This window comes from Allobaileyella intestinalis, assembly GCF_009695865.1.
Classification (GTDB): Bacteria; Bacillota; Clostridia; order Peptostreptococcales; family Anaerovoracaceae; genus Allobaileyella; species Allobaileyella intestinalis.
On the sequence record NZ_VUNB01000001.1, the window covers coordinates 309,184 to 331,376 of the forward strand.

Here is a 22,193-nt window from a genome sequence, read left to right on the forward strand (position 1 = left end):
CAGAGCAAACGTGGCCTTGGTCACGTTTGCTTTAGTATTGCGGGAGGAAATATTAATGATTGAAGGAAAAGCCAAGATGCCTGAGTCAGTAGGCATAATAATGGACGGAAACGGACGGTGGGCCAAGGGAAAAGGCGTTCCGCGGCTGGCAGGTCATAATGCGGGAATGGCATCTATGAAGAAGATTGTAATTGCATCTTCCAACCTGGGTGTTAAGAACCTGACTGTATACGCTTTTTCCACGGAGAACTGGAAGAGAAGCACAGAGGAAGTGTCTGGAATTTTCAATCTCATAGTCAAATATGTTAAGTCTGAGCTGGCAGAGCTTATTGAGAACAATGTTCATATTAACATACTTGGAGATTACTCAATGCTTCCGGAAGCTTCCGTAAAGAGTATAGACAAGCTGGTAAGTGAAACAGAAAACTGCAGCGGAATGAACTTCAACATTGCCTTGAACTACGGAGGCAGGGATGAGATTGTCAGAGCGGTAAATGAGATAATTGCCGACCGTGAGTTCACCGACGAACCGGGAATAAGCAGGGCGGTTACAGAAGATGAAATAAGTGCACATCTTTACACTGGAAGCCTTCACAACGACATTCCGGATCCGGATCTGATCATCAGAACATCCGGTGAGGAAAGGCTGTCCAACTTCCTGATCTGGCAGTCGGCATATAGTGAACTTATGTTTACAGACACCCTGTGGCCGGATTTCACACCGGAAGAGTATGAGAAAATGCTGGAAGCATATACTCACAGAAAAAGACGTTTTGGCGGAAGAGAGAAAGAAGACAAATAATGAAGACCAGAATAATTTCCGGCATTTGCATGGTGCCGCTTCTTGCAATCGTATATTTCGGAGGAATACCTCTGGTTATTGCAGCAGCTGCTATTTCCTACATTGGAGTTAATGAGTTCTTCAATGGCTTCAACAACATGGATATCAGACCGTCGAGGAAGATAGCATTTTGTATGATAACCATACTTTACGCCGGATTCCTGATAAACGGACACGACCCGGTTTTCCTTTTGGGATGGATGCTCCTCTCCATTACAGCAAGCCTTCTGTACGGCTGGGACATAACGAACAGGAAGCCTGAGGACGCCATGGCCACACTTACAGGTCTGGTGTACATCGTTTTTTTCACTTACCACATAGTCCTCATAGATCATACCAGCTACTCCAAGCTGGTGTGGCTGGTGCTGATTGCAGCTTTCGGATCAGACATCATGGCGTATTTTACCGGATATGCCATAGGAAAACACAAGCTGGCACCTAACCTGAGCCCTAAGAAAACCATCGAAGGATCCGTTGGCGGAGCTCTTGGAGCCACATTTTTCTGTGGACTTTTCGGTTACTTCGTAATGCCTGACCTTTTCCACCAGTGCATTATCATGGGCCTGGTAGGGGGCATCGTTTCCCAGTGCGGGGACCTGACAGCCAGCGCATTTAAGAGAAAAATGGGCATCAAGGACTACGGTCATCTCATTCCGGGACACGGTGGAATCATGGACAGATTTGACAGTGTCATCTTCGTAGCTCCATTTATTTATTACTGTATCGCTTTTATTCTTTTATAAAAAAGTGATATCATTCCAGGAACAGTACCGGCCTGCCGGTAAGTAAGTGGTAAACGGAGATAGTATTATGAAGAAAGTTACGATCCTTGGAAGTACAGGATCCATAGGGACACAGGCCCTTGATGTTATAAGGAAAAACAGCAGCAAACTTCAGGTTGCCGGCCTTACTTGCCGGTCCAGAGTTGAGGTGCTGGAGAAGCAGATAGAAGAGTTCAGTCCTGCAGCTGTATCTGTGGGAAGTGAAGAAGACGGGAACAGGCTCAGGAAAAAATACCCTGAACTGGAAGTTTTCTGGGGAGAACAGGGGCTGACCCGCATTGCGGCGGCAGACTGTGACATAGTTCTTAATTCCCTTATGGGAATAAGCGGTCTCAGGCCTACCTACGAGGCAATAAACCACGGTCACACCATTGCCTTGGCCAATAAGGAGACCCTTGTTGCCGGAGGTGAACTGATTACAGATCTTGCCAGGGAGAAAGATGTTTCCATTATTCCTGTAGACAGCGAGCACAGCGCAATATTCCAGTGCCTCCAGGCTTCTGGCGGATCTGGAATAAAGAGGATCCTCCTGACCGCTTCAGGGGGCCCTTTTAAAGATTATTCTATTGAAGACCTGGAGAATGTAACTCTGGAGCAGGCTCTGAATCATCCTAAGTGGTCCATGGGCAGCAAGATAACTGTTGATTCTGCCACAATGATGAACAAGGGACTGGAAGTCATCGAAGCCAGATGGCTTTTTGACGTTGCTCCAGATCAGATTCAGATACACGTTCATCCGGAAAGCATCGTCCATTCAATGGTAGAATTTCAGGATACATCAATAATCGCACAGATGGGACTTCCGGACATGAGGCTTCCAATAAGCTACGCTTTTGGCTACCCTGAACGCATGCCATTCGGAGGTGACAGCCTGGACTTTTTTACCATGGCCAGCACTCTTCATTTCCAGAAGCCAAGGAGAGATGTGTTCAGATGTATTGACCTGGCATATGATGCCTTGAAAATGGGAAAAGGAGCCACCTGCTATCTTAACGGTGCAAACGAGGAGCTGGTGAAGCATTTCCTGAACAGAAAGATACGTTTCCTGGATATCCAGAACACATTGGAAAGGCTCATGAATTCCTATAATCCCGTAGATCTTCATACAGTAGATGAGCTTCTGGCCCTTGACAGAAAAGCCAGGTCAGATGTTAACAATAGCCTTGGATTGCAGTAGTTTTGCAATAATGGTCACAAAATGATAATAAATATAATTCTTACAATTATTCTGTTCATGATACTTGTGATTCCCCACGAGTTCGGCCACCTTGTGGCTGCAAAAAAAATGGGAGTCAAGGTAAATGAATTTTCGGCTGGAATGGGACCTGCTCTGTGGCAGAAGCAGAAGGGGGAGACCTTGTATTCTGTGCGGGCTGTTCCCCTGGGCGGTTACTGCGCCATGGAAGGGGAAGACGCTACAGATGATGAAGCAAATGTGCCGGACAATCCCAGAGCCTTTAATAATGCCGCCTGGTGGCGGAAGCTGGTGATACTTTTTGCAGGTGCCTTTACAAATATCCTTGTTGCCATAGTGACAATGATCATAACGGTTACAATAATCGGAATGCCTGTAAATACTCTATCAAAAGTAAGTCCGGATGGGCCAGCAGCTCAGGCTGGCCTGCGGCAGGGTGACAAGATCGTATCAGTGCAAGGTGAAGATGTTCACAGCTGGTCTGATACCATGAGTGTTCTGAACCGTGAAGACGGGAAAAGACCTGTTAAGGTGGAAGTCCTCCGCTCAGGGAAGACCCGCGAATATTCTGTTACTCCCGTGGCATCGGAAAAAGAACCAGGAAGATATGTGATAGGAATAGAAGCTGCAGTTTCCCACAACATTTTCAGGGGAATCTATTACGGAACAGTTACCACCTGGAAGGTGAATGCCGCCATGTATCAGGCCCTTGGACAGTTGTTCAGCAGAGGAGTTTCAGCGGGAGACGTGGCAGGCCCAGTAGGTCTTGTATCAATCGTTGATAAAACCAGGGCTGCTGGTCTGATAAACCTTCTGTATCTTGTTTCAATTATCAGCCTGAATCTGGCTATCATTAACCTGCTGCCCATTCCTGCCCTTGACGGAGGAAGGATCCTTTTTGTGATTATCAGGAAGATTTCCGGAGACAGGATAACGGATAAGATGGAATCTTATGTCCATCTGGCAGGAATGATGCTTCTGCTGATACTTTTCGTCTTTATAACATGGCACGATATTACCGGGCTGATTAAATAGGAATAAAGTAAACAGTTATTGACGACAAATGGCCCGGATTTTAAAACCCGGGAAGAAAACGGAGGAGGGAGAAATGACAAAACAGGTCAATTGCGGTGGTGTTCTTATAGGAGGAGGGGCACCAGTTTCAATTCAGTCTATGACCAACGTGGATACCAGAGATGAAAAAGCCCTTCTCAGGCAGATAAATGAACTGGAGCAGGCAGGATGTCAGATTGTCAGAGTGACGGTTCCTGACGACCAGGCAGCAGATTCTTTTTCCCGTGTAAGAAAGAAGACTGATATGCCTCTTGTTGCAGACATTCACTTCGACTACAGAATGGCGCTGCGGGCAATAGAGGCCGGAGCTGATAAAATCAGAATCAATCCTGGAAACATCGGCGGTCCGGATAAGCTGAAACTGGTAGTAGATGCTGCAAGAAAGAGAAACATCCCTATCAGGGTCGGAGTTAATTCCGGTTCGCTGGAGAAGGACCTGGTGGCAAAATACGGAAAGGTGACTGCAAAGGGACTGGCAGAAAGTGCAGTTCGTACACTAAAGCTCATTGAGGACATGGATTACGATCAGCTGGTCCTTTCAGTAAAATCAACAGATGTGAGAATGACATATGACTGCCACATGCTCCTGAGAGATATGACAGATTATCCTCTCCATATTGGCATAACCGAGTCAGGAACCCCTGAGAACGGAATAATCAAATCTGCAGTTGGCATTGGCGCCCTCCTTATGGCCGGTATCGGAGATACAGTAAGGGTTTCGCTTACTACTGATCCCGTAGAAGAGGTGCGGGTAGCCAGGAAGATTCTGGAGGCTGCAGGACTGAGAAAGAAGATAATAGATATTGTTTCCTGTCCTACATGCGGAAGAACCCAGGTAGACCTGATCGGAATGGCAAACAGGGCAGAGACGGCTCTGGCTCCAATAACTGCAAGAAGACAGAGCCTGGGACTGAGACCGCTGAAGGTGGCTATTATGGGCTGTGTGGTAAACGGACCAGGAGAGTCAAGGGACGCTGACTATGGAATTGCAGGAGGCAAAGGACAGGGGCTGGTCTTTGCAGGAGGACAGGTTATTGAAACCCTTCCTGAAGACAGGCTTATTGACCGTCTTGTGGAACTGATTACGGAAGACACTGAGAAAGAAATCAAAGACAGATAAAAAGAGTACAGGAGTAGGAGCACGATAAATGATAAATGACCCAACTGGAATACTTGATCCCGAAGTTATTGGAAAAACTGAGGGCAAAAGACCAGAGGAACTTAATTATGACATACTTGAAGCTAAGCTGAACCGGCATACCGGTAGCCTGACCGTAAGCGTCAGGCTTAATTTTACTGTGCCTAAATACCTTCAGATGCAGATGAAACAGGTGCTTCTGGACAAGATTGAAGGAGTGGATAATCTGGATTTTGAATGGGTTCTTGAACATGGAAAACCACTGGCTAAACCAGAGGGATCTTCTTCAAATAAAAACACGGAATCTTCAGGTCCGTCGGAGAAGTCACCAATAGTTAAGGGCAGAGCTATAAAGGGAACTCCCATGTCCTTTGCTGATGCTCTTGTGCTTACAGATACCGATGAAGAAGTAATCGTCGACGGAGACCTTTTTTCTATGGAAGGCAAGGAGATTTGCTATAAGGACAGAAAAGGGGAAAAAAAGAATGCCGTCATTCTGATGATGGAAATATCTGATCATAATCGGGCAATGGGCGTGAAAAGCTTCATGGACCCGGAGAAATATGAAGAGCTGACAGAGAACCTGTCTGTGGGCAACAGAATCCGGGTTTCCGGTAAGATCAACAGCGACCGTTTTGAACATGAGGCCCTTATTGACGCAAGAAACATAAATATCATTCCAAACATTTCGAAGAAGGAGTCTTACACAGGGGAAAAGAAAAGGGTAGAGCTCCACGTTCATACAAGAATGAGCGACAACGACGGATTTAACGAGGTGGATAAGCTTGTTGAACAGGCTGCAGCCTGGGGACAGCCAGCTGTTGCCATAACAGATCACGGTGTGGTGCAGGCTTTTCCTGATGCTGCAAATACAGCAAAGAAGCTGGATGGCAAGGGAAAACATATTAAAGTCATATACGGAATGGAGGGATACCTCTATCCTGATGAAGATGCCTGGGATGAGGACGGCAACATCGATATAAAGAAACACAGAACCTATCACATTATTCTTCTGGCCAGAAACAAGACAGGGCTGAAGAATCTTTACAAGCTGGTTTCCTATTCTCATATAGATTACTTCTACAAGAAACCAAGACTTCCAAGATCCATTCTGTCTAAGTACAGAGAAGGGCTGATTATCGGGAGCGCCTGTGAGGCGGGAGAAATCTACAAGGCCGTGGAAAATGGAGTGACTGATCAGGAACTGGATGAACTGGCATCTTTTTACGATTATCTTGAAATCCAGCCTCTGGGCAACAACCAGTTTATGATTGACCAGGGAATGGTCTCTTCCAGGGACGATCTGATCAACAACAATCTTAAGATTGTAGAATGTGCCGATCGCCTGGGAAAGCTCACAGTAGCCACCACGGATTCCCATTATCCTACTAAGGAAGCTGCCGTAAACAGAAACATTATTATGGCAGGAATAGGTTTTAAAGATACAAACTCAGACAGCCTTTATCTCAGAACAACTGGGGAAATGCTGGATGAATTCTCCTATCTGGGTGACAGGGCAGAAGAGATTGTAATAGAAAACACCAACAAGATTGCCGATATGTGCGAAGAATTTCAGCCCGTGCCGGCAGAGAAATATCCTCCTCACATTGACGGAGCTGAGGAAACCCTGAGAAACACCTGCTACGAAAATGCCACGAGAATCTATGGAGATCCTCTTCCTGATGAGATTAAAAACAGGCTTGAAACAGAGCTTTCTTCCATTATCGGAAACGGATATGCGGTGATGTACGTTGCCGCCCAGATGCTGGTAAAAAAATCTAATTCCGACGGATATCTGGTAGGAAGCCGGGGATCTGTAGGCTCATCCTTTGCAGCTACAATGGCTGGAATTACCGAGGTAAATCCCCTGAAGCCTCATTACATCTGTCCAGAGTGCAAGTATCTCGAATTTACTGACAATCTGGAGAAATACGATGTAGGCTTCGACATGCCGGACAAAAAGTGCCCTCACTGCGGCCACCAGCTGGACAAGAACGGGCTTAACATTCCTTTTGCCACCTTCCTTGGATTCAAAGGAAACAAAGAACCTGATATCGACCTGAATTTCGCAGGGGAATACCAGCCTGTGGCTCACAAGTACGTAGGAGTAATTTTCGGTGAAAAAAACGTTTACAAGGCCGGAACGGTTGCGACTGTAGCAGAGAAAACGGCTTATGGTTACGTAATGCATTACGCAGAGGATAAGGGCATTCACCTCAGCAAGTACGATACAGACTGGCTGGTAAAGGGATGCAGTGGCGTAAAAAGAACTACAGGACAGCATCCTGGAGGAATTATTGTAGTTCCAGACGATCATGAAATATATGAATTCTGTCCCATCCAGAAGCCGGCCAACAAGGATGTAGACATTATCACCACTCATTTCGACTACCACAAGATAGATAAGAACCTTCTGAAGCTGGATATCCTGGGACACGATGTGCCTCAGATGATCAAACACCTTCAGGACATGACCGGAGTGGACCCTCTGAAAATCAAGCTGGACGATCCGGCAACCATCAGCATCTTCACGTCCCTGGATGCCCTTAACATAAAGAACCCGGACTACAGGTTCACACACGGAACCTTTGCAATACCAGAGTTTGGAACGAATTTTACAAGAGCAATGCTGGACGACGTAAAGCCGACCACCATCTCTGCTCTGATCAAGATTTCCGGATTTTCTCACGGAACAGATGTATGGACTAATAATGCCCAGGACATCATCAGGAAGAACATAGCAGGAATTGACGAGGTAATATCCTGTCGTGACGACATCATGAATTACCTGATAAATAAGGGCCTGGACAACAGTGATGCATTCAGGATCATGGAGGATGTGCGTAAGAACAGGGTGCTGAAAGAAGATGAACTGGAGCTTATGTACAGTCACGGCGTTCCAGAATGGTATGTGGAATCCTGCAGAACCCTGAAGTATCTGTTCCCGAGAGCCCACGCGGCCGCCTACGTAATGATGGCCATCAGAATGGCCTGGTTCAAGGTACACTATCCGGCGGCCTTCTACTGTGCTTATTTTTCCACTAAGACAGACCACTTTGATGTAAAGGCTGCAAGAGAAGGAATAGAAGCTGTAGAGAGGGAGATGAATTCTCTGTATTCCGTAGGCCCGAAGGCTACCGCAAAACAGAAGGCAGACCTTACGGTTTATGAAGTCATGTATGAGATGCTTTCAAGAGATGTGCAATTTTCCATGCCACAGCTGGGCGTATCGAGACCATCAAGATTTTATGTGGAAGATGGAAAAGTGAATGTTCCTTTCGGCGCAGTAAGCGGGGTTGGACAGGCTGCGGCTCAGTCGTTATATGACGCATATAATGAAAATCCTTTTTCCACAATGGACGATGTGCGAAGCCGTACCAGCCTCTCACAGACCAATATTGACGACCTGAAGGAACTGGGAATGTTTGCAGATCTGCCGGAATCTGCTCAGGTGTCTATCTTCGATCTCTTTGGTTAGAGAAAGCAGGTATCTGATGGACTGTATTGCAAATTGTGTAGAAAAAACCATTGCAAATAAAGGGTTTTAATGATATAGTTCTGGTGTACGTTTGATTCAGGAAGAGTGGGGCAACCCACTCTTTCAATTATGTTACGGATTTTACGGGAGTCACATGCCTAGGAAAGAAGAAATAATCGGGAAGATTACAGAATTAGTAGAAGATTACATTAAGGGCAGGGATCTTGAAGTTTACATGGTGGATTACAGGAAGACCGGCCCGGACTGGAAGCTGAAAGTCATTCTGGACAAACCAGCAGACAGTCCTGATGAGTACGTGAATATTACGGAATGCGAGGATGTGGCAAGGTTTCTGGGAGACTCTCTGGACCAGCTTGATATTATTGATAACAAATACATGCTGGAAGTTGAGTCACCTGGAATGGACAGAGAATTGCTTAAGGATGAGGATTTTACCAGATTCGCCGGCAGAGAAGTGGAAGTCAAGCTTTACAAGGCCCTTGACGGTATAAAACAGTTTGACGGCATTCTTAAGGGTCTGGAAGATGGAAAGATAATAATAGAGACAGATGACGGCCAGAAGGCTTTCTCGAGGCAGGAAGTATCGAAGATTAATCTGGCAGTCGTTTTTTAGGAGGATGAGATGAACAAGGAATTTCTTGAAGCACTGGATGAGCTTGAGAGAGAAAAGAACATTCCGAAGGAAGAGATTATCTCTGCCATTGAGACAGCTGTAAAGACTGCTTATGAGAAAAACTTCGGGGGAAATACCATGGTTGAGGTAGACAGAGAGACTGGAGAGGTTCAGGTCTTCCTCATCAAGGATGTTGTTGCAGAGGTAGAGGATGATGAGAACCAGGTTTCACTGGAGGAAGCTCGTCAGTATGATCCGGATTACGAAGAGGGAGATGAGATGTATTTTGCCATCGACCCTAAGGACTTCGGAAGAATTGCTGCCCAGACTGCAAAGCAGATTGTTGTCCAGAAGGTGAGAGAGGCAGAGAGACAGAGCACGTATTCCAGACTGAAGGACAAACAGGGAACCCTGGTATCAGGAAGAATTGAGAGAATCAATAACGGAACGATTTTCCTTGCTATCGATAATACCGAGGGAATTCTTCCTGTTTCAGAGCAGGTTCATTCAGAGCACTTCAAGGTTGGAGACAGAATCAAAGTGTTCGTAATGGACGTTAAGGACCCTAACAGACCTAAGGCATCAAGAAACGGCCCTCAGGTATTTTTCTCAAGGAGCCATCCGGGACTGGTAAGGGAACTGTTCAAGCTTGAGATTCCTGAAATTGCAGATGGAACTGTAGAGATTAAGGGAATTGCAAGAGAAGCAGGTTCAAGAACAAAGATTGCAGTTTATTCCCACGATCCTGATGTGGATCCAGTAGGTGCCTGCGTTGGAAACAGAGGCGCAAGAGTTCAGGCCATTGTTGATGAGCTGAACGGAGAGAAGATAGACATCATCGTGTGGGATGAAGAGCCTGCAGTGCTCATCAGCAACGTTCTGAGACCGGCAGTTGTGGAAAGTGTTTACGTTGAGGAAGATGAGCAGGAGAAGATGGCAATCGCCGTTGTACCTGATCAGCAGCTTTCTCTGGCAATCGGAAGAGAAGGTCAGAACGTAAGGCTGGCCGCAAGAGTCAGCGGATGGAAGATTGATATCAAGAGCAGACAACAGCTTGAGGAATCCGGATTTAAGTTTGACGAATACGAAGATATTGATCAGTCTGAGACCACAGCAGCAGATGACATCCAGGAAACACAGGAAACAGAGGAGGTACAGGTTCCTTCTGATTCAGAAGAAGGGGAGACTGTGGCTGAGTAAGATCATTAATATAAGAAAATGACCGGACCGGAGAACAGAGGAAGCCGGTTATCATAACAGGAGAGTAAATGGTGCAGAAAAAAATTCCGATGCGCCGCTGCGCTGGCTGCATGGAGTCTCACCCTCAGAAAGATATGATCAGGATTGCCTGGGACGGAGAGAGTCTGAAAGTAGATCAGACAGGAAGAGCCAGAGGGAGAGGCGTTTATTTCTGCAGAAATGCAGAGTGCATCGAAAAAGGAAGAAAAAGCAGAGGGCTTAACAGAAGTTTCAAGAGAAACTTCCAGGAAGAGGAGCTGGAGAACGTCTTCCGTGAGCTGCTTATGCTGATTAAGGAGGTATAGCGAATGGCGAAAAAAAAGGTAAGTGATCTCATCAAGGAACTGGGAATCCAGTATGAAGAACTGAAGAAAATGACCCAGTCCATGGGTATTGAGATCAAGACCCAGTCAAGCAGTATCGATCAGGCTGACGCTGACAGAATTGCAGATACTGTGTCAAGACTGAACGGTTCCCATTCAGCTTCAGGCAGTTCAGGCAAGCACAAGATCAAGGCTGTTCCGATTATCGGAAAAGCCATGCCCAGAAGAAAGAAGAAAGCTGAAATTGAAGCTGAAGATAAGGAGAACATCCAGGATGAGTCAGCAGCTCCACAGGAATCTGCAGCTGCTGAAATAAAGGATGAGCAGCCAGTTACAGATCAGAAGGAAAAAGAAGATTCTCCTTCTGAAGAGGCTGAGAAGTCCCCAGAGTCTATGGAGGTTCCAAAGCCTAGGGGACTGAAGATAATCAAGAAGGCTGAGCCTGCAGAAGAACCGGTTAAGGATGTAAATAAGTCCGAGAAGACAGAAGAGGAAAAGAAACCTGAACCGAAGGCTGCAGAGAAGAAGGAAACTTCTTCAGAAGAGGTAAAACCTGAGCAGAAAAAGGCTGCATCTTCAAGCAAGAAGGCTGATAAGGAAAACAAGGCTGAAGAGCACAAGGCAGATAAGAAGAAGGACAAAGAGTCTTCAGAAGCAGGCAGCAGTAAATCTGAGGAAAAGGAAAAGAAGCCTGCTAAAGAGGAGTATGTCAATGCTCCTAACAAGCCAATGCGCTTCAAGAAGATCTTCGATGTAAAAAAAGACAAGAAGCCTGAAGAGAAAAAGAAGCCGGCTAAGAAGCAGAAAGATTCCAGAACTGGAAGAAACGAGAAGAATGACCGTTCCGGAAGACGTGAGAGAGGTTCTGAAAACAGGGCAGAGGACAGAAGAAACGATGCAGCTGTTCAGGCACCTTCAGGAAAGCATGCCGGCAAGGGCAAGACAAAGAAGGTCTTCGACAAGAAGGACAGAGCAGAAGGAAGCCACGAGAGACATAATCGCTTCGAGAAGCAGGGCAACGGCGGCGGAAAGAATTCCAGATACTATGATGAGCGAAGCCTTGAGAAGCAGCAGCGTCATAAGTACAAGAACAAGCAGAAGCAGCAGGAGCCAGAGGAAAGCATTGAGGATCTTCTGCCTGAAGGAACTGTGGCAATAACAGTTCCTATTACAGTGGCAGGACTGGCCGAGCAGGCTGAAGTCTCTGCTTCCATGCTGATCATGTCCCTCATGAAGCTTGGAATAATGGCAACTATTAACCAGACACTGGACAAGGATACTGTTGAGATGCTTGCAGAGGATCTGGGAATGAGCATCGTTGTCACAGAAGAACAGGAAGAAGAGGATGAACCAGGTCTGGATCTTCATGAGGATGCAGAATCTGAACTGAAGCCTAGGGCACCAATCATCACCGTAATGGGTCACGTTGACCACGGTAAAACATCCCTTCTGGACGCTATCAGAAATACAAATGTAACACAGGGGGAGTCCGGCGGAATTACACAGCACATCGGTGCCTCAGAGGTAATGATTGACGGAAAGAAAATCGTTTTCCTGGATACTCCGGGACACGAGGCCTTTACTACAATGCGTGCCAGAGGAGCTCAGATCACAGATATTGCAGTACTGGTTGTAGCTGCAGATGACTCAGTAAAACCTCAGACAGTTGAGTCCATCAGCCATGCCAAGGCCGCAAACGTTCCTATCATCGTTGCTATTAACAAGATGGATAAGCCAGGTGCAAATCCTGACAAGGTCAAGAAGGACCTGTCTGAGCACGGCGTCCTTGTAGAGGACTGGGGCGGAGATACTATCTGTGTTCCTGTATCTGCAAAGAAGGGCGAAGGCATCAAGGAGCTGCTTGAGATGATTCTTCTTCAGGCAGAGATGCTGGAACTCAGGGCAAATCCGGACAGACTTGCTCTCGGTACCGTAATCGAGGCCAGACTGGATAAGGCAAGAGGACCTGTTGCTACACTCCTTGTTATGAACGGTACACTGAAGACCGGACAGAGCGTTGTAGCAGGTACATGCTCAGGAAAGATCAGAAGAATGGTTAACTCCAAGGGTGAGACCATAAGAAAGGCTCTTCCTGCAACGCCAGTTGAGATCCTTGGACTGAACGATGTTCCTATGGCAGGTGATGCTTTCAATGCTGTAAAGGATGACAAGGTTGCCAGAGAGATCGCTGAGAACAGAGCAGAGAAGATGAGAGAAGAAGTTCTGGCAAGGAACTCCAGCACAACTCTGGAGAAACTGTTCTCCCAGATCAAAGAGGGAGAGGTCCAGAACCTCAACCTTATTGTCAAGGCCGATGTACAGGGTTCAGTTGGAGCTATCATCACATCTCTGGAGAAGCTGAATAACGAAGAAGTAAAGGTTAATATCATCCATTCCGGCGTTGGTACAGTTACAGAGTCAGATGTAATGCTTGCTGAAACATCAGGAGCTGTTATCATCGGATTTAACGTAAGACCTACAACAGCAGTAATGAACCAGGCTTCAGATTCTGATGTTGAGATCAGACTCTACAGAGTCATCTACGATATTATCGACGATGTTGAGAAGGCCATGAAGGGTATGCTGGCTCCGGAATTCCAGGAGAAGGTACTTGGAAAGGCTGAGATCAGAGAGACCTTCAAGGTTCCTAATCTGGGCATCGTAGGTGGTGCTTACGTAACAGAAGGAAAGATGCAGAGAAACATGCAGATTCGTCTGGTAAGAGATGGTATAGTAATCCACGAAGGCATGATTTCATCCCTGAGAAGATTCAAGGATGACGTCAAAGAAGTTAACCAGGGATATGAATGTGGTATCGGCATTGAAAATTACAACGACATCAAGCCTGGTGATGTTATTGAGTGCTTCACAATGGTTGAAGTTGCCAGAGACTAATATAAAGATTATTATTCATATGCAGCTGTGCCGGAGGTGCAGCTGCATTATTTGCAGAGAGAGGTGCACAATGAAACAGGTCAGACAGGGCCGGTTGGAAGAAGAGATCCGCAAGAGCATCAGCTCTCTTCTTCTGAATGGAATTAAAGATCCGGGACTTACCTCCAGAATCATTACGATTTCCGAGGTAAGGGTTACTAGAGATGGCAGTTTTGCCTATATATACCTTACGCCTCTGGTCCTTTCCGGTGAGGATAAGGAAAAAGTTGATTCCGATGTGCTGGAGGCTTTCGAGAGAGCAAAGGGTACGTTCAGAACAAGAGTAGGAAAAGACATTAAACTCAGACATACTCCTGAGCTTATTTTCAGAATTGACAATTCAATGGATTACGGCCGTCATATTGATGAGGTTATTGAAAAAATCCATCAGACTCAGGCATCTTCAGGAGAAAAGGCAGAAGAGGACGGTCAGGAAAGAACTGAAACCGGAGAGTAGGATGAACATGGAACCATTTGAAATACTGGGAAAGATCCTCAATGAATCAAAAAGGGTAGTGATTTTTCCCCATGAAAATGTAGACGGCGATGCTATGGGAACAGCATCGGCTCTCTGCCTGGGATTTCGCCAGCAGGGAATTGAAAGCTTCATCTGTATAGATGAAGCCATACCAGCTAACCTGGACTTTCTGGAATCAGGCTGCTGCACCAGTGACCAGGAAGTGGTGGACAGCCATACAACTGCTCTGATGGTAGATTGCAGCAGCGTTTCCCGTATTGGAAACAGAAAAGCTGCCTTCCTTAGAGCAGGTACTAAGCTGTGCATAGATCATCACGGTACAAGGGAGCACGATACAGAATTCGATTTTCTGCACGTTGAGGCCAATTCGGCAGCCTGCGCAGAACTGGCATTTCTTTTACTAAAAGCCATGGGAATTACCTTGAACCAGCAGATTGCCGAAAGAATTTTCGCCGGTCTTACCACAGACACCGGTAACTTCCAGTACAGCAACACTACTGCCAGATCCCACAGAATTGCGGCAGAAATCCACCAGGTACCTGGTTTCGATTCGAAGAAAATCAGCTCGCTTCTTTATGAGAGAAACTCCTTCCCGGCAATGAAGCTGAGCGCTATGGTAGTTGAAAACGCCAGATTTGAATGTGATGGAAAGATGGTATACAGCTGTGTGACCATGAAGATGCTGGAAGAAACAGGCGCGCTGATGAACGAAACTGATGGAATCGTTCAGAGATTAATGAGCATTAAGGGCGTGGAGACAGCCATCATATTCAAAGAGCATTCGGAGAACTTTGTTAAAGTCAGCATGAGGGCAAAATCCTGTGTAAATGTAGCCGAGGTTGCAAAAAAAATGGGCGGCGGCGGTCACATCCGTGCAGCGGGATGCTCTATAAAGGACGGTTTGGAAAAAGCTGTTCAGGCAGTAACATCAGCCATGAAAGAGCAGATGAAGACAGATATGGAAGAGAGTCAGAGGTAAGATTTGATAGCTGAGGGAGTAATTAATATCTACAAGCCGGAAGGCCTTACATCCCACGATGTGGTTGCCAGGGTCAGAAGAAGGCTGGGAATAAGAAGAACCGGCCATACAGGAACACTGGATCCAATGGCCACAGGTGTACTGCCTGTCTGCTTCGGAAGAGCCACCAGAATGATAGAGTATTATGACGGTGATTTTAAGACTTACAAGGCAGAGCTGCAGCTTGGAGGTATTACCGATACCTTGGATTCCACAGGAAGTTTTCTGGAAAAAAGAGATTTTTCTCAGGTCACAGAGGCGGGGCTGAGAGATGCAGTTCTAAGTTTTGAAGGGGAGATCCGCCAGGTTCCTCCAAAGTATTCGGCCCTGAAAGTTAATGGAAAACCTCTGTATGAATACGCCAGGAAGGGCCTGGACGTGGATGTGGAAAAAAAGGCAAGGAACGTTTTCATCAAGTCCATTTCCATTGATTCTGTTGATATGACCAGAGGAAAGGTTGTATTCAATGTGACTTGCAGCAAGGGCACATATATCCGGACAATTTGCGGAGATATAGGAGAAATGCTGGGCTGCGGAGCTTATATGACAGCTCTTGAAAGGACGGAAAGCGGATTCTTCAACTTGGATAATTCTGTGGATTTAGATGCGTTCATGGAAATGAGCGAGGAAGATATAGAGAAAATTGTCATTCCTGTAGATCAGACTCTTCTCAATCTGGGTCAGGTCCGCCTTAATGACAGGGCAATGGACAATTTCCAGAACGGGAGACCGGTGAACTCAGAAGACATGGAAGTCGCAGGAATTGTGGATTTTCAGAAAGCAGGACTTTACAGAGCAGAGACTCTGAGAAACATAGTCAGGGTTTATGATGAAAAAGGCTGTTTCGCAGGAACGGGAAGAATAGAGTCCGGCGATACTGAGGGTTACCAGAAGGGAAGTCTGAAAGCCGTTAAGGTCTTCAGATATGAGTAAGCTGAAATCAAAGATATGAAAGTATATACAAATATTGACAGTGTAGAGATAGATAGAAAAACGGCTGTGGCTCTTGGAAATTTTGACGGAGTCCACATAGGACACAGAAAGATTCTGACAGAGGCTGGGGAAGTTGCAAGAGAGAAAGACATGATGTCCATCTGTTTTACATTTTCCGTCCATCCCCGGGAATTCAGGGAACTGTCCGGTGGAAAAACCATGAAATTTCTGTCAGAACCTTCCGACAAGCTGGAGCTTATGTCAGACTTGGGAATTGACGGAGTTGTGGCCATTCCTTTTACAAGAGAAATAATGACCATGGATCCTGAGGCTTTCGTGAAAGATATTCTGGTAAAAAAGCTTAACATGGGTTCTGTTCACTGCGGCTTCAACTACAGTTTCGGTGACAAAGCATCCGGAAATCCTGAACTGCTGAAAAAACTAGGCAGTGAGCTGGGATTTGAGGTTCATGTACAGGACCCTGTAACTATTGACGGAGAAACTGTAAGTTCAACAGCAATAAGAGAAATTGTGGAAAAGGGAGATATGGAAAAGGCCAGTCAGTTTCTTGGCAGACCTTTTGCGCTGAACGGACAGGTCTCTCAGGGCCGGCACATTGGCAGAACCATCGGATTTCCTACAGCCAATTTTTCGCCGGATCCACATATGGTTCTTCCGCCTAATGGGGTGTATTTCACCAACGTAAAGATCTTCGACCAGGAGGGTCGTCCGGAGCTGGATGAGGAAGGCAGCGAAGTAATCCTTCCGGGCATCACCAACCTGGGCACTAAGCCGACAGTAGGAGGGAAAGAAATGTCCGTTGAGACGTATATTTACGATTTCAACCAGGATATCTACGGAAAAGAGATTCGGGTGTACTTCCTTAAATGGGAGAGACCGGAAAAAAATTTCGCCAGTCTGGATGAACTGAAGGCGATGATTCAGAAAAACTGCAGAGACGGCCGTGTATTCCACGGATTATGATTTTCTGCTTTTCATGGCTGCTGCGGCCATTATTCCAACATTATTGTTTGAACCTATGAGCCACATTATGTCATCTTCTTCTATCAGCATGTTAGCGTCAGGCATGGTCACTGTGTATCCGTTTTTGCGGATGCCGAGTATCATGCAGTGGCGCTTTTGTTGTATACCGCTCTTTCTTATGGTTTTGCCGCAGAAAGGCGCATTGCCGTTTACTTTCACTGCTATGCAGGCCAGGGCGCTGGCAGTGTCCGGGTAGTCTGATTCCATAAAGGTCTTGAGGGTCCGGATCGGCTTGGTGCGCTGGAAACCGAGGGCGCTGTAGAAGGTGTCAATAGACTGGTAGTCACCAACTATGTAGACCTTGTCGCCAGCGTAGAGATGGGTAGATCCGGAAGGCATCAATATTGCTCTCCGTCCCAGACCTCCCAGAGCACCCGAATCTCTTCCGCGGTCCCGTTCAACTTCTTTTTTCCGTTCAATCTTTACAACATAAATGTTCAGGTTCCGTCCCCAGGAAAGATCTTCCAGGTTTCGTCCTACATATGGCGCATCTGCCGGTACAATGAAGGAGACGATGCTGTAGTCCTCGTCCAGCCAGTGACCGGGACCTGCCAGTTTCTCTTCCTGTTCTATGGTGCGCTCGTTCAGGTTCCGCAGGAACCGGGTTTCAAGCTGCAGGTAGAAGGTGGATACGAAATCAGAACGCCCTACTACCACGATTGCCAGTATAACCGTGGCCAGGAATACCCACTGATGGGAACCGAATATGCCCCGGACAGGGATGTACGCAATGGCAGCTATGAATGCGAACTTGATGACTATCATAGTGACCAGGGGAGGGCGGTTTGCCATTCGGGAAAACCAAAGGTTTGTAAAAGATGGACTGTGAAAATCCAGCAACGGTCTGATGAAGATGATCATAACTCCGTAGATGACCACGAAAGAAATGATGGCTGCCGGAAGGTCCGGCAGTATGCGGTCAGCAGCTGGATAAAGAAACTGTGTTCCCGCCATGGCTATTACAAGAAGCAGCGTTCCGTATATGAGAACCTTGGAGAAAAAGGACTTCAAAACCGTGGTCCAGTCAGGGTCTCTGTCGTCGCTGGCCTGGTTCCCGGAGGTGTACTCCTGGATAAGAGCCAGAAGACTGTCCGGGATGATCTTCATCAGAAGGTCCACCTCTCTGTCTGAGTTTCGAATGAGAGAAGGCGTCAGTATCATTGTGAGAATGGATGCCGCCACGATTGTGGGATAGAGGGCCTTCTCCATGACGCCCAGAGAGATTCCAAGAGATGCGATTATAAAGGAAAACTCACCTATAGGTGCAAGGCTGGTGCCGCCTTTTACGGCAGTAGAAAGCTCCTGACCTGACATGACCATACCTGCAGTGGCGAATATGAGCTTGAAGACGATTGCCAGCAGTGCAATAGGAACAATAGATTTCCAGTTTGATGCAATCACGGAAGGGTCCACCATCATTCCTACAGATAGAAAGAAAATGGCTCCGAAAAGGTCTTTTATTCCAGAGGTCACACGGCTCACGTCCTCAGCGTGGACTGTGCCGGCCATCAGAGACCCGGCAATAAATGCACCCAGCTCCATGGAGAAACCCAGCCTGCTGGCCAGCAGAGCCATTGAGAAGCAAAGTCCTATGGACAGGACAGCCAGCATCTCGTCACTCATGAGATCCATGATTCTGTTAAGGACAGTTGGAAGAATGTATATTCCGAGAAGCAGCCATGCCACCAGGTAAATCAGCATCATTGCCAGTTCCTTCAGGAGCTCCGGCCCGTTTACGGTCTGGCTTGCCGAAAGTGTGGACAGAACCACCATGAGAAAAATGCCCAGGATGTCTTCGACTACCAGGGAACCCATGACCAGACCTGTATAAGGCTGGTCTTGTACGTGGAGCTCTTCGAAGCTCTTCTGTATTACGACGGTGGAGCTTATGGAAAGCATGGCTCCAAGGAAAAGACTGTTTATTGTGTTCAGCCCGTAAAGCCTGCCCATTAGCCATCCCATTACAAGGACTCCGGCCATCTTGACGGAAGCAGAGACGATGGCAGTGCTCCCCAGTTCGGCCAGTTTCTTAATGTCAAAGTGGAGTCCGATGTGAAAAAGCAGGAAGACTACTCCAATTTCGCTCCATGTATGGATGGAATCCATGTTCTCCACATCGAAGAACAGAGGAAAATACGGGCTTATCAGAAAACCCGCAACAATATACCCCAAGATCAGGGGCTGTTTAATCTTCTTGAAAATGATGGTAACGACGGCGGCTGTCATGAGCATGACGGCCAGGTCTGTAATTAATGAAGGTACTTCCATAATATTAAAAAAGAATATGATTGCTCAGATAAGTAGTTTTATTGGTAATTTGTTTTCTTTTTTTAAATATATTATAGCGTATTCTGGACTTTATGTAATGAATATGATATATTCACTAAGCACGTTTGTACCTGCGCTGCGGCAGTTCGACACTCCGACGTCTGCGCTGCACAGGTGAATGTAGAATAAAGGAGTTTAATTATGCTGACTAAAGAAAAGAAACAGGAAATAATCAAAGAGTATCAGACAAAGGAAGGAGATACAGGTTCTCCTGAGGTACAGGTTGCTATTCTGACATACAGAATCAATGACCTGAACGAGCACTTCAAGGATCATCCAAAGGACTTCCATTCAAGAAGAGGTCTTCTGAAGATGGTTGGACAGAGAAGAAACCTTCTGGCATACCTCAAGGGTGTTGACATTGAGAGATACAGAAGCCTGATCGCTCGTCTTGGACTGAGAAAGTAATAATTTCTGACATGTGGAGCGGGATGTATATCCCGCTTTATTTGTATATATCAACAAAATGAAATTCAAATTCGATGGATCTTACGGTGCTGCGGACAGCTTGCCGTGACATCTGTGGAGGAGAAGAGGAATTAACAGGAAGGAGTTGTTAATTAAGAATGGCAAGATTCACGGATTACAAGACATTCAGAACTGCTTTGGGAGGAAGACTCCTGCAGTTCGAGATAGGCAAAGTCTGCGAGCAGGCCAATGGCGCAACGACGGTGAGATACGGTGATACAGTTGTTAACTGTACTGCTACAGCCGCAAAAGAACCAAAGGAAGATGTAGATTTTTTCCCTCTTAGCTGCAGCTACGAGGAGAAGATGTACGCCGTAGGAAAGATTCCTGGCGGATACATAAAGAGAGAAGGAAGACCGGGAGAGAAGGCTACTCTCACTTCCAGACTGATGGACAGACCTCTGAGACCATTGTTCCCAAAGGGGTTCAGAAATGATGTAGTTGTTGTTGCAACTGCCATGAGCGTAGATCACGATTGCTCACCGGAAATTGCTGCAATGCTGGGTTCTTCAGTTGCTCTGGCTATTTCAGATATTCCGTGGGACGGACCTACAGCTGCTGTAGTTGTGGGAAGAGTTGACGGAGAGTTTATCATCAACCCTACTTATGAGCAGAGAATGGCTTCCGACATTAACCTGACAGTTTCAGGAACGAAGGATGCTATCATGATGGTAGAAGCAGGTGCAAAGGAAGTTCCTGAGAACGAGATGCTCGATGCCATTATGTTCGGCCATGAAGAGATCAAGAAGCTCTGTGTTTTCATCGAGGAGATCGTTGCCGAGGTAGGCAAGGAGAAGATGGAATACAAGGTGTTCAAGGCTTCTGAAGAGGTTGACCAGGCTGTCAGAGAATATGCAACTGACAAGATGGTTGATGCTATCAAGACTTTCGACAAGCAGGAAAGACTGGCAAACATGGATGCTGTGGACCAGGAGACACAGGAGCATTTTGCAGAAATTTTCCCTGAGGGAGCAAAGGAAGTTGCTGACGTACTTTACAATATCAGAAAAGAAGAAGTCCGCAGAATGATTCTGGACGAAGGCGTCCGTCCTGATAACAGAAAGCTCACTGAGATCAGACCACTCTGGTCCGAGACTGGATTCCTGCCAAGAGCACACGGTACAGGTCTCTTTAAGAGAGGACAGACTCAGGTCCTTTCAGTTGCTACCCTGGCACCACTCAGCGAGGCCCAGTACCTGGACAGCATTGATATTGACGTAACCAGAAAGAGATACATGCATCAATATAACTTCCCGGGATATTGTACTGGTGAAGCAAGAATGAGCAGATCTCCGGGAAGAAGAGAGATCGGTCACGGCGCTCTTGCAGAAAGAGCTCTGCTTCCAGTAATCCCTTCAGAGGAAGAGTTCCCATATGCTATCAGAGTAGTATCTGAGGTTCTTTCTTCTAACGGTTCGTCATCAATGGCTTCCACATGCGGTTCATGCCTGGCACTTATGGATGCAGGTGTTCCTATTAAAAAGCCTGTTTCAGGAATTGCTATGGGACTTATTGAAGGTACAAATCCTGACGGAAGCTTCCGTCACGCCATTCTCAGCGACATTCAGGGAATGGAGGATTTCCTGGGAGACATGGACTTCAAGGTAACAGGAACTCCAGACGGAATCACTGCACTCCAGATGGACATTAAGGTACACGGCCTGTCCAGAGAAATTCTGGAAGAGGCCCTGAGCCAGGCTAAGGAAGGAAGAGCTCACATCCTTGAGAGCATGCTGGAAGAGATTCCTGCACCTAGAAAGGAACTTTCACCTTATGCACCTCGTGTGATCATGATGATGATTGATCCGGACAAGGTAAGACTGGTTATCGGACCTGGCGGAAAGACTGTCAACAAGATCGTTGAGGAGACTGGTGTAAAGATCGATATTTCTGATGACAACGTAGGTCAGATCACCATCTACAGCTCAGATATGGAAAGCGCTAAGGAAGCAAAGAAGAGAATTGATCTCATCGTAAAAGAAGTTGAGGTAGGCGAGACATATCTGGGAGAGGTTAAGAGAATTATGAACTTCGGCGCATTTATCGAAGTTCTCCCTGGAAAAGAAGGTCTTCTCCACATATCCAAGATGTCCAACCACAGAATCGACAAGGTTGAAGATGTGATGAACATCGGTGATAAGGTGGTTGTAAAGGTTGCCGAAATCGACAATCAGAACAGAATCAACCTGGTAAGAGGAAGAGCTGAGGACATTCAGGAATAGTATTTGAGGCACGAGAGCAGGTCTTAATGCGGCGGACGGCATGTGCTGTCCGCTTTTTAAATAT

Annotated in this window: 17 protein-coding genes; 16 read left to right on the top strand and 1 reads right to left on the bottom strand. The window is 46.5% G+C overall.

What is annotated here, in order from left to right:
- Positions 1–55: 55 nt before the first annotated feature.
- The 14 genes from FYJ66_RS01450 (at position 56) to FYJ66_RS01515 (ending at position 17,051) form a co-directional block, all read left to right on the top strand.
- The gene (locus FYJ66_RS01450; RefSeq protein ID WP_154571742.1) at positions 56–802 is read left to right on the top strand and encodes an isoprenyl transferase; all 747 of its coding nucleotides are present in this window, start codon (positions 56–58) and stop codon (positions 800–802) included.
- Entirely contained in the window at positions 802–1,584 is a 783-nt protein-coding gene (locus FYJ66_RS01455) for a phosphatidate cytidylyltransferase (protein WP_154571743.1), read from the top strand. The genes FYJ66_RS01450 and FYJ66_RS01455 overlap by 1 nt, the downstream gene beginning before the upstream one ends.
- Before the next feature lie 67 nt (positions 1,585–1,651).
- The gene (dxr, locus tag FYJ66_RS01460; RefSeq protein WP_154571744.1) at positions 1,652–2,800 is read left to right on the top strand and encodes a 1-deoxy-D-xylulose-5-phosphate reductoisomerase; all 1,149 of its coding nucleotides are present in this window, start codon (positions 1,652–1,654) and stop codon (positions 2,798–2,800) included.
- 21 nt (positions 2,801–2,821) lie between these two features.
- Complete coding sequence (gene rseP / locus FYJ66_RS01465) at positions 2,822–3,853, top strand: RIP metalloprotease RseP (RefSeq protein WP_154571745.1); 1,032 nt, start codon at positions 2,822–2,824, stop codon at positions 3,851–3,853.
- A 73-nt stretch (positions 3,854–3,926) separates the two neighbouring features.
- Positions 3,927–5,012 carry a flavodoxin-dependent (E)-4-hydroxy-3-methylbut-2-enyl-diphosphate synthase gene (gene ispG, locus FYJ66_RS01470; RefSeq protein WP_154571746.1) on the top strand — a complete coding sequence of 362 codons (1,086 nt, stop codon included), beginning with the start codon at positions 3,927–3,929 and terminating at the stop codon, positions 5,010–5,012.
- A gap of 28 nt (positions 5,013–5,040) precedes the next feature.
- Positions 5,041–8,508, top strand: coding sequence for a PolC-type DNA polymerase III (locus FYJ66_RS01475; RefSeq protein WP_154571747.1), 3,468 nt, complete (start codon positions 5,041–5,043; stop codon positions 8,506–8,508).
- 154 nt (positions 8,509–8,662) lie between these two features.
- Positions 8,663–9,142 (top strand): ribosome maturation factor RimP, encoded by a 480-nt coding sequence (locus tag FYJ66_RS01480; RefSeq protein WP_154571748.1) that lies wholly within the window; start codon positions 8,663–8,665, stop codon positions 9,140–9,142.
- A gap of 9 nt (positions 9,143–9,151) precedes the next feature.
- Positions 9,152–10,342, top strand: a complete 1,191-nt coding sequence (gene nusA, locus FYJ66_RS01485; RefSeq protein ID WP_154571749.1) for a transcription termination factor NusA — start codon at positions 9,152–9,154, stop codon at positions 10,340–10,342.
- 68 nt (positions 10,343–10,410) lie between these two features.
- A complete protein-coding gene (rnpM, locus tag FYJ66_RS01490; protein ID WP_154571750.1) occupies positions 10,411–10,686 on the top strand; it encodes an RNase P modulator RnpM in 276 nt (91 codons plus the stop codon).
- A gap of 3 nt (positions 10,687–10,689) precedes the next feature.
- Positions 10,690–13,599, top strand: coding sequence for a translation initiation factor IF-2 (gene infB, locus FYJ66_RS01495; RefSeq protein ID WP_154571751.1), 2,910 nt, complete (start codon positions 10,690–10,692; stop codon positions 13,597–13,599).
- Positions 13,600–13,669: 70 nt separating this feature from the next.
- On the top strand, positions 13,670–14,095 hold the full coding sequence (gene rbfA / locus FYJ66_RS01500; RefSeq protein WP_206156947.1) for a 30S ribosome-binding factor RbfA: 426 nt from the start codon (positions 13,670–13,672) through the stop codon (positions 14,093–14,095).
- Between the two features lies 1 nt (position 14,096).
- Positions 14,097–15,095, top strand: a complete 999-nt coding sequence (locus tag FYJ66_RS01505) for a DHH family phosphoesterase (RefSeq protein ID WP_206156948.1) — start codon at positions 14,097–14,099, stop codon at positions 15,093–15,095.
- A gap of 3 nt (positions 15,096–15,098) precedes the next feature.
- Positions 15,099–16,067 carry a tRNA pseudouridine(55) synthase TruB gene (gene truB / locus FYJ66_RS01510; RefSeq protein ID WP_154571754.1) on the top strand — a complete coding sequence of 323 codons (969 nt, stop codon included), beginning with the start codon at positions 15,099–15,101 and terminating at the stop codon, positions 16,065–16,067.
- Positions 16,068–16,082: 15 nt separating this feature from the next.
- Positions 16,083–17,051 carry a bifunctional riboflavin kinase/FAD synthetase gene (locus tag FYJ66_RS01515; RefSeq protein ID WP_154571755.1) on the top strand — a complete coding sequence of 323 codons (969 nt, stop codon included), beginning with the start codon at positions 16,083–16,085 and terminating at the stop codon, positions 17,049–17,051.
- Here FYJ66_RS01515 and FYJ66_RS01520 read toward each other — a convergent pair.
- Positions 17,046–19,379, bottom strand: coding sequence for a cation:proton antiporter domain-containing protein (locus tag FYJ66_RS01520; protein WP_154571756.1), 2,334 nt, complete (start codon positions 19,377–19,379; stop codon positions 17,046–17,048). The two genes, FYJ66_RS01515 and FYJ66_RS01520, sit on opposite strands and share 6 nt — an antisense overlap.
- Before the next feature lie 201 nt (positions 19,380–19,580).
- Between FYJ66_RS01520 and rpsO the strand changes: the two genes are divergently transcribed.
- Both rpsO and FYJ66_RS01530 read left to right on the top strand, forming a co-directional pair.
- The gene (rpsO, locus tag FYJ66_RS01525) at positions 19,581–19,847 is read left to right on the top strand and encodes a 30S ribosomal protein S15 (RefSeq protein ID WP_154571757.1); all 267 of its coding nucleotides are present in this window, start codon (positions 19,581–19,583) and stop codon (positions 19,845–19,847) included.
- Between the two features lie 158 nt (positions 19,848–20,005).
- Positions 20,006–22,129 carry a polyribonucleotide nucleotidyltransferase gene (locus FYJ66_RS01530; protein ID WP_154571758.1) on the top strand — a complete coding sequence of 708 codons (2,124 nt, stop codon included), beginning with the start codon at positions 20,006–20,008 and terminating at the stop codon, positions 22,127–22,129.
- Positions 22,130–22,193: the final 64 nt, after the last annotated feature.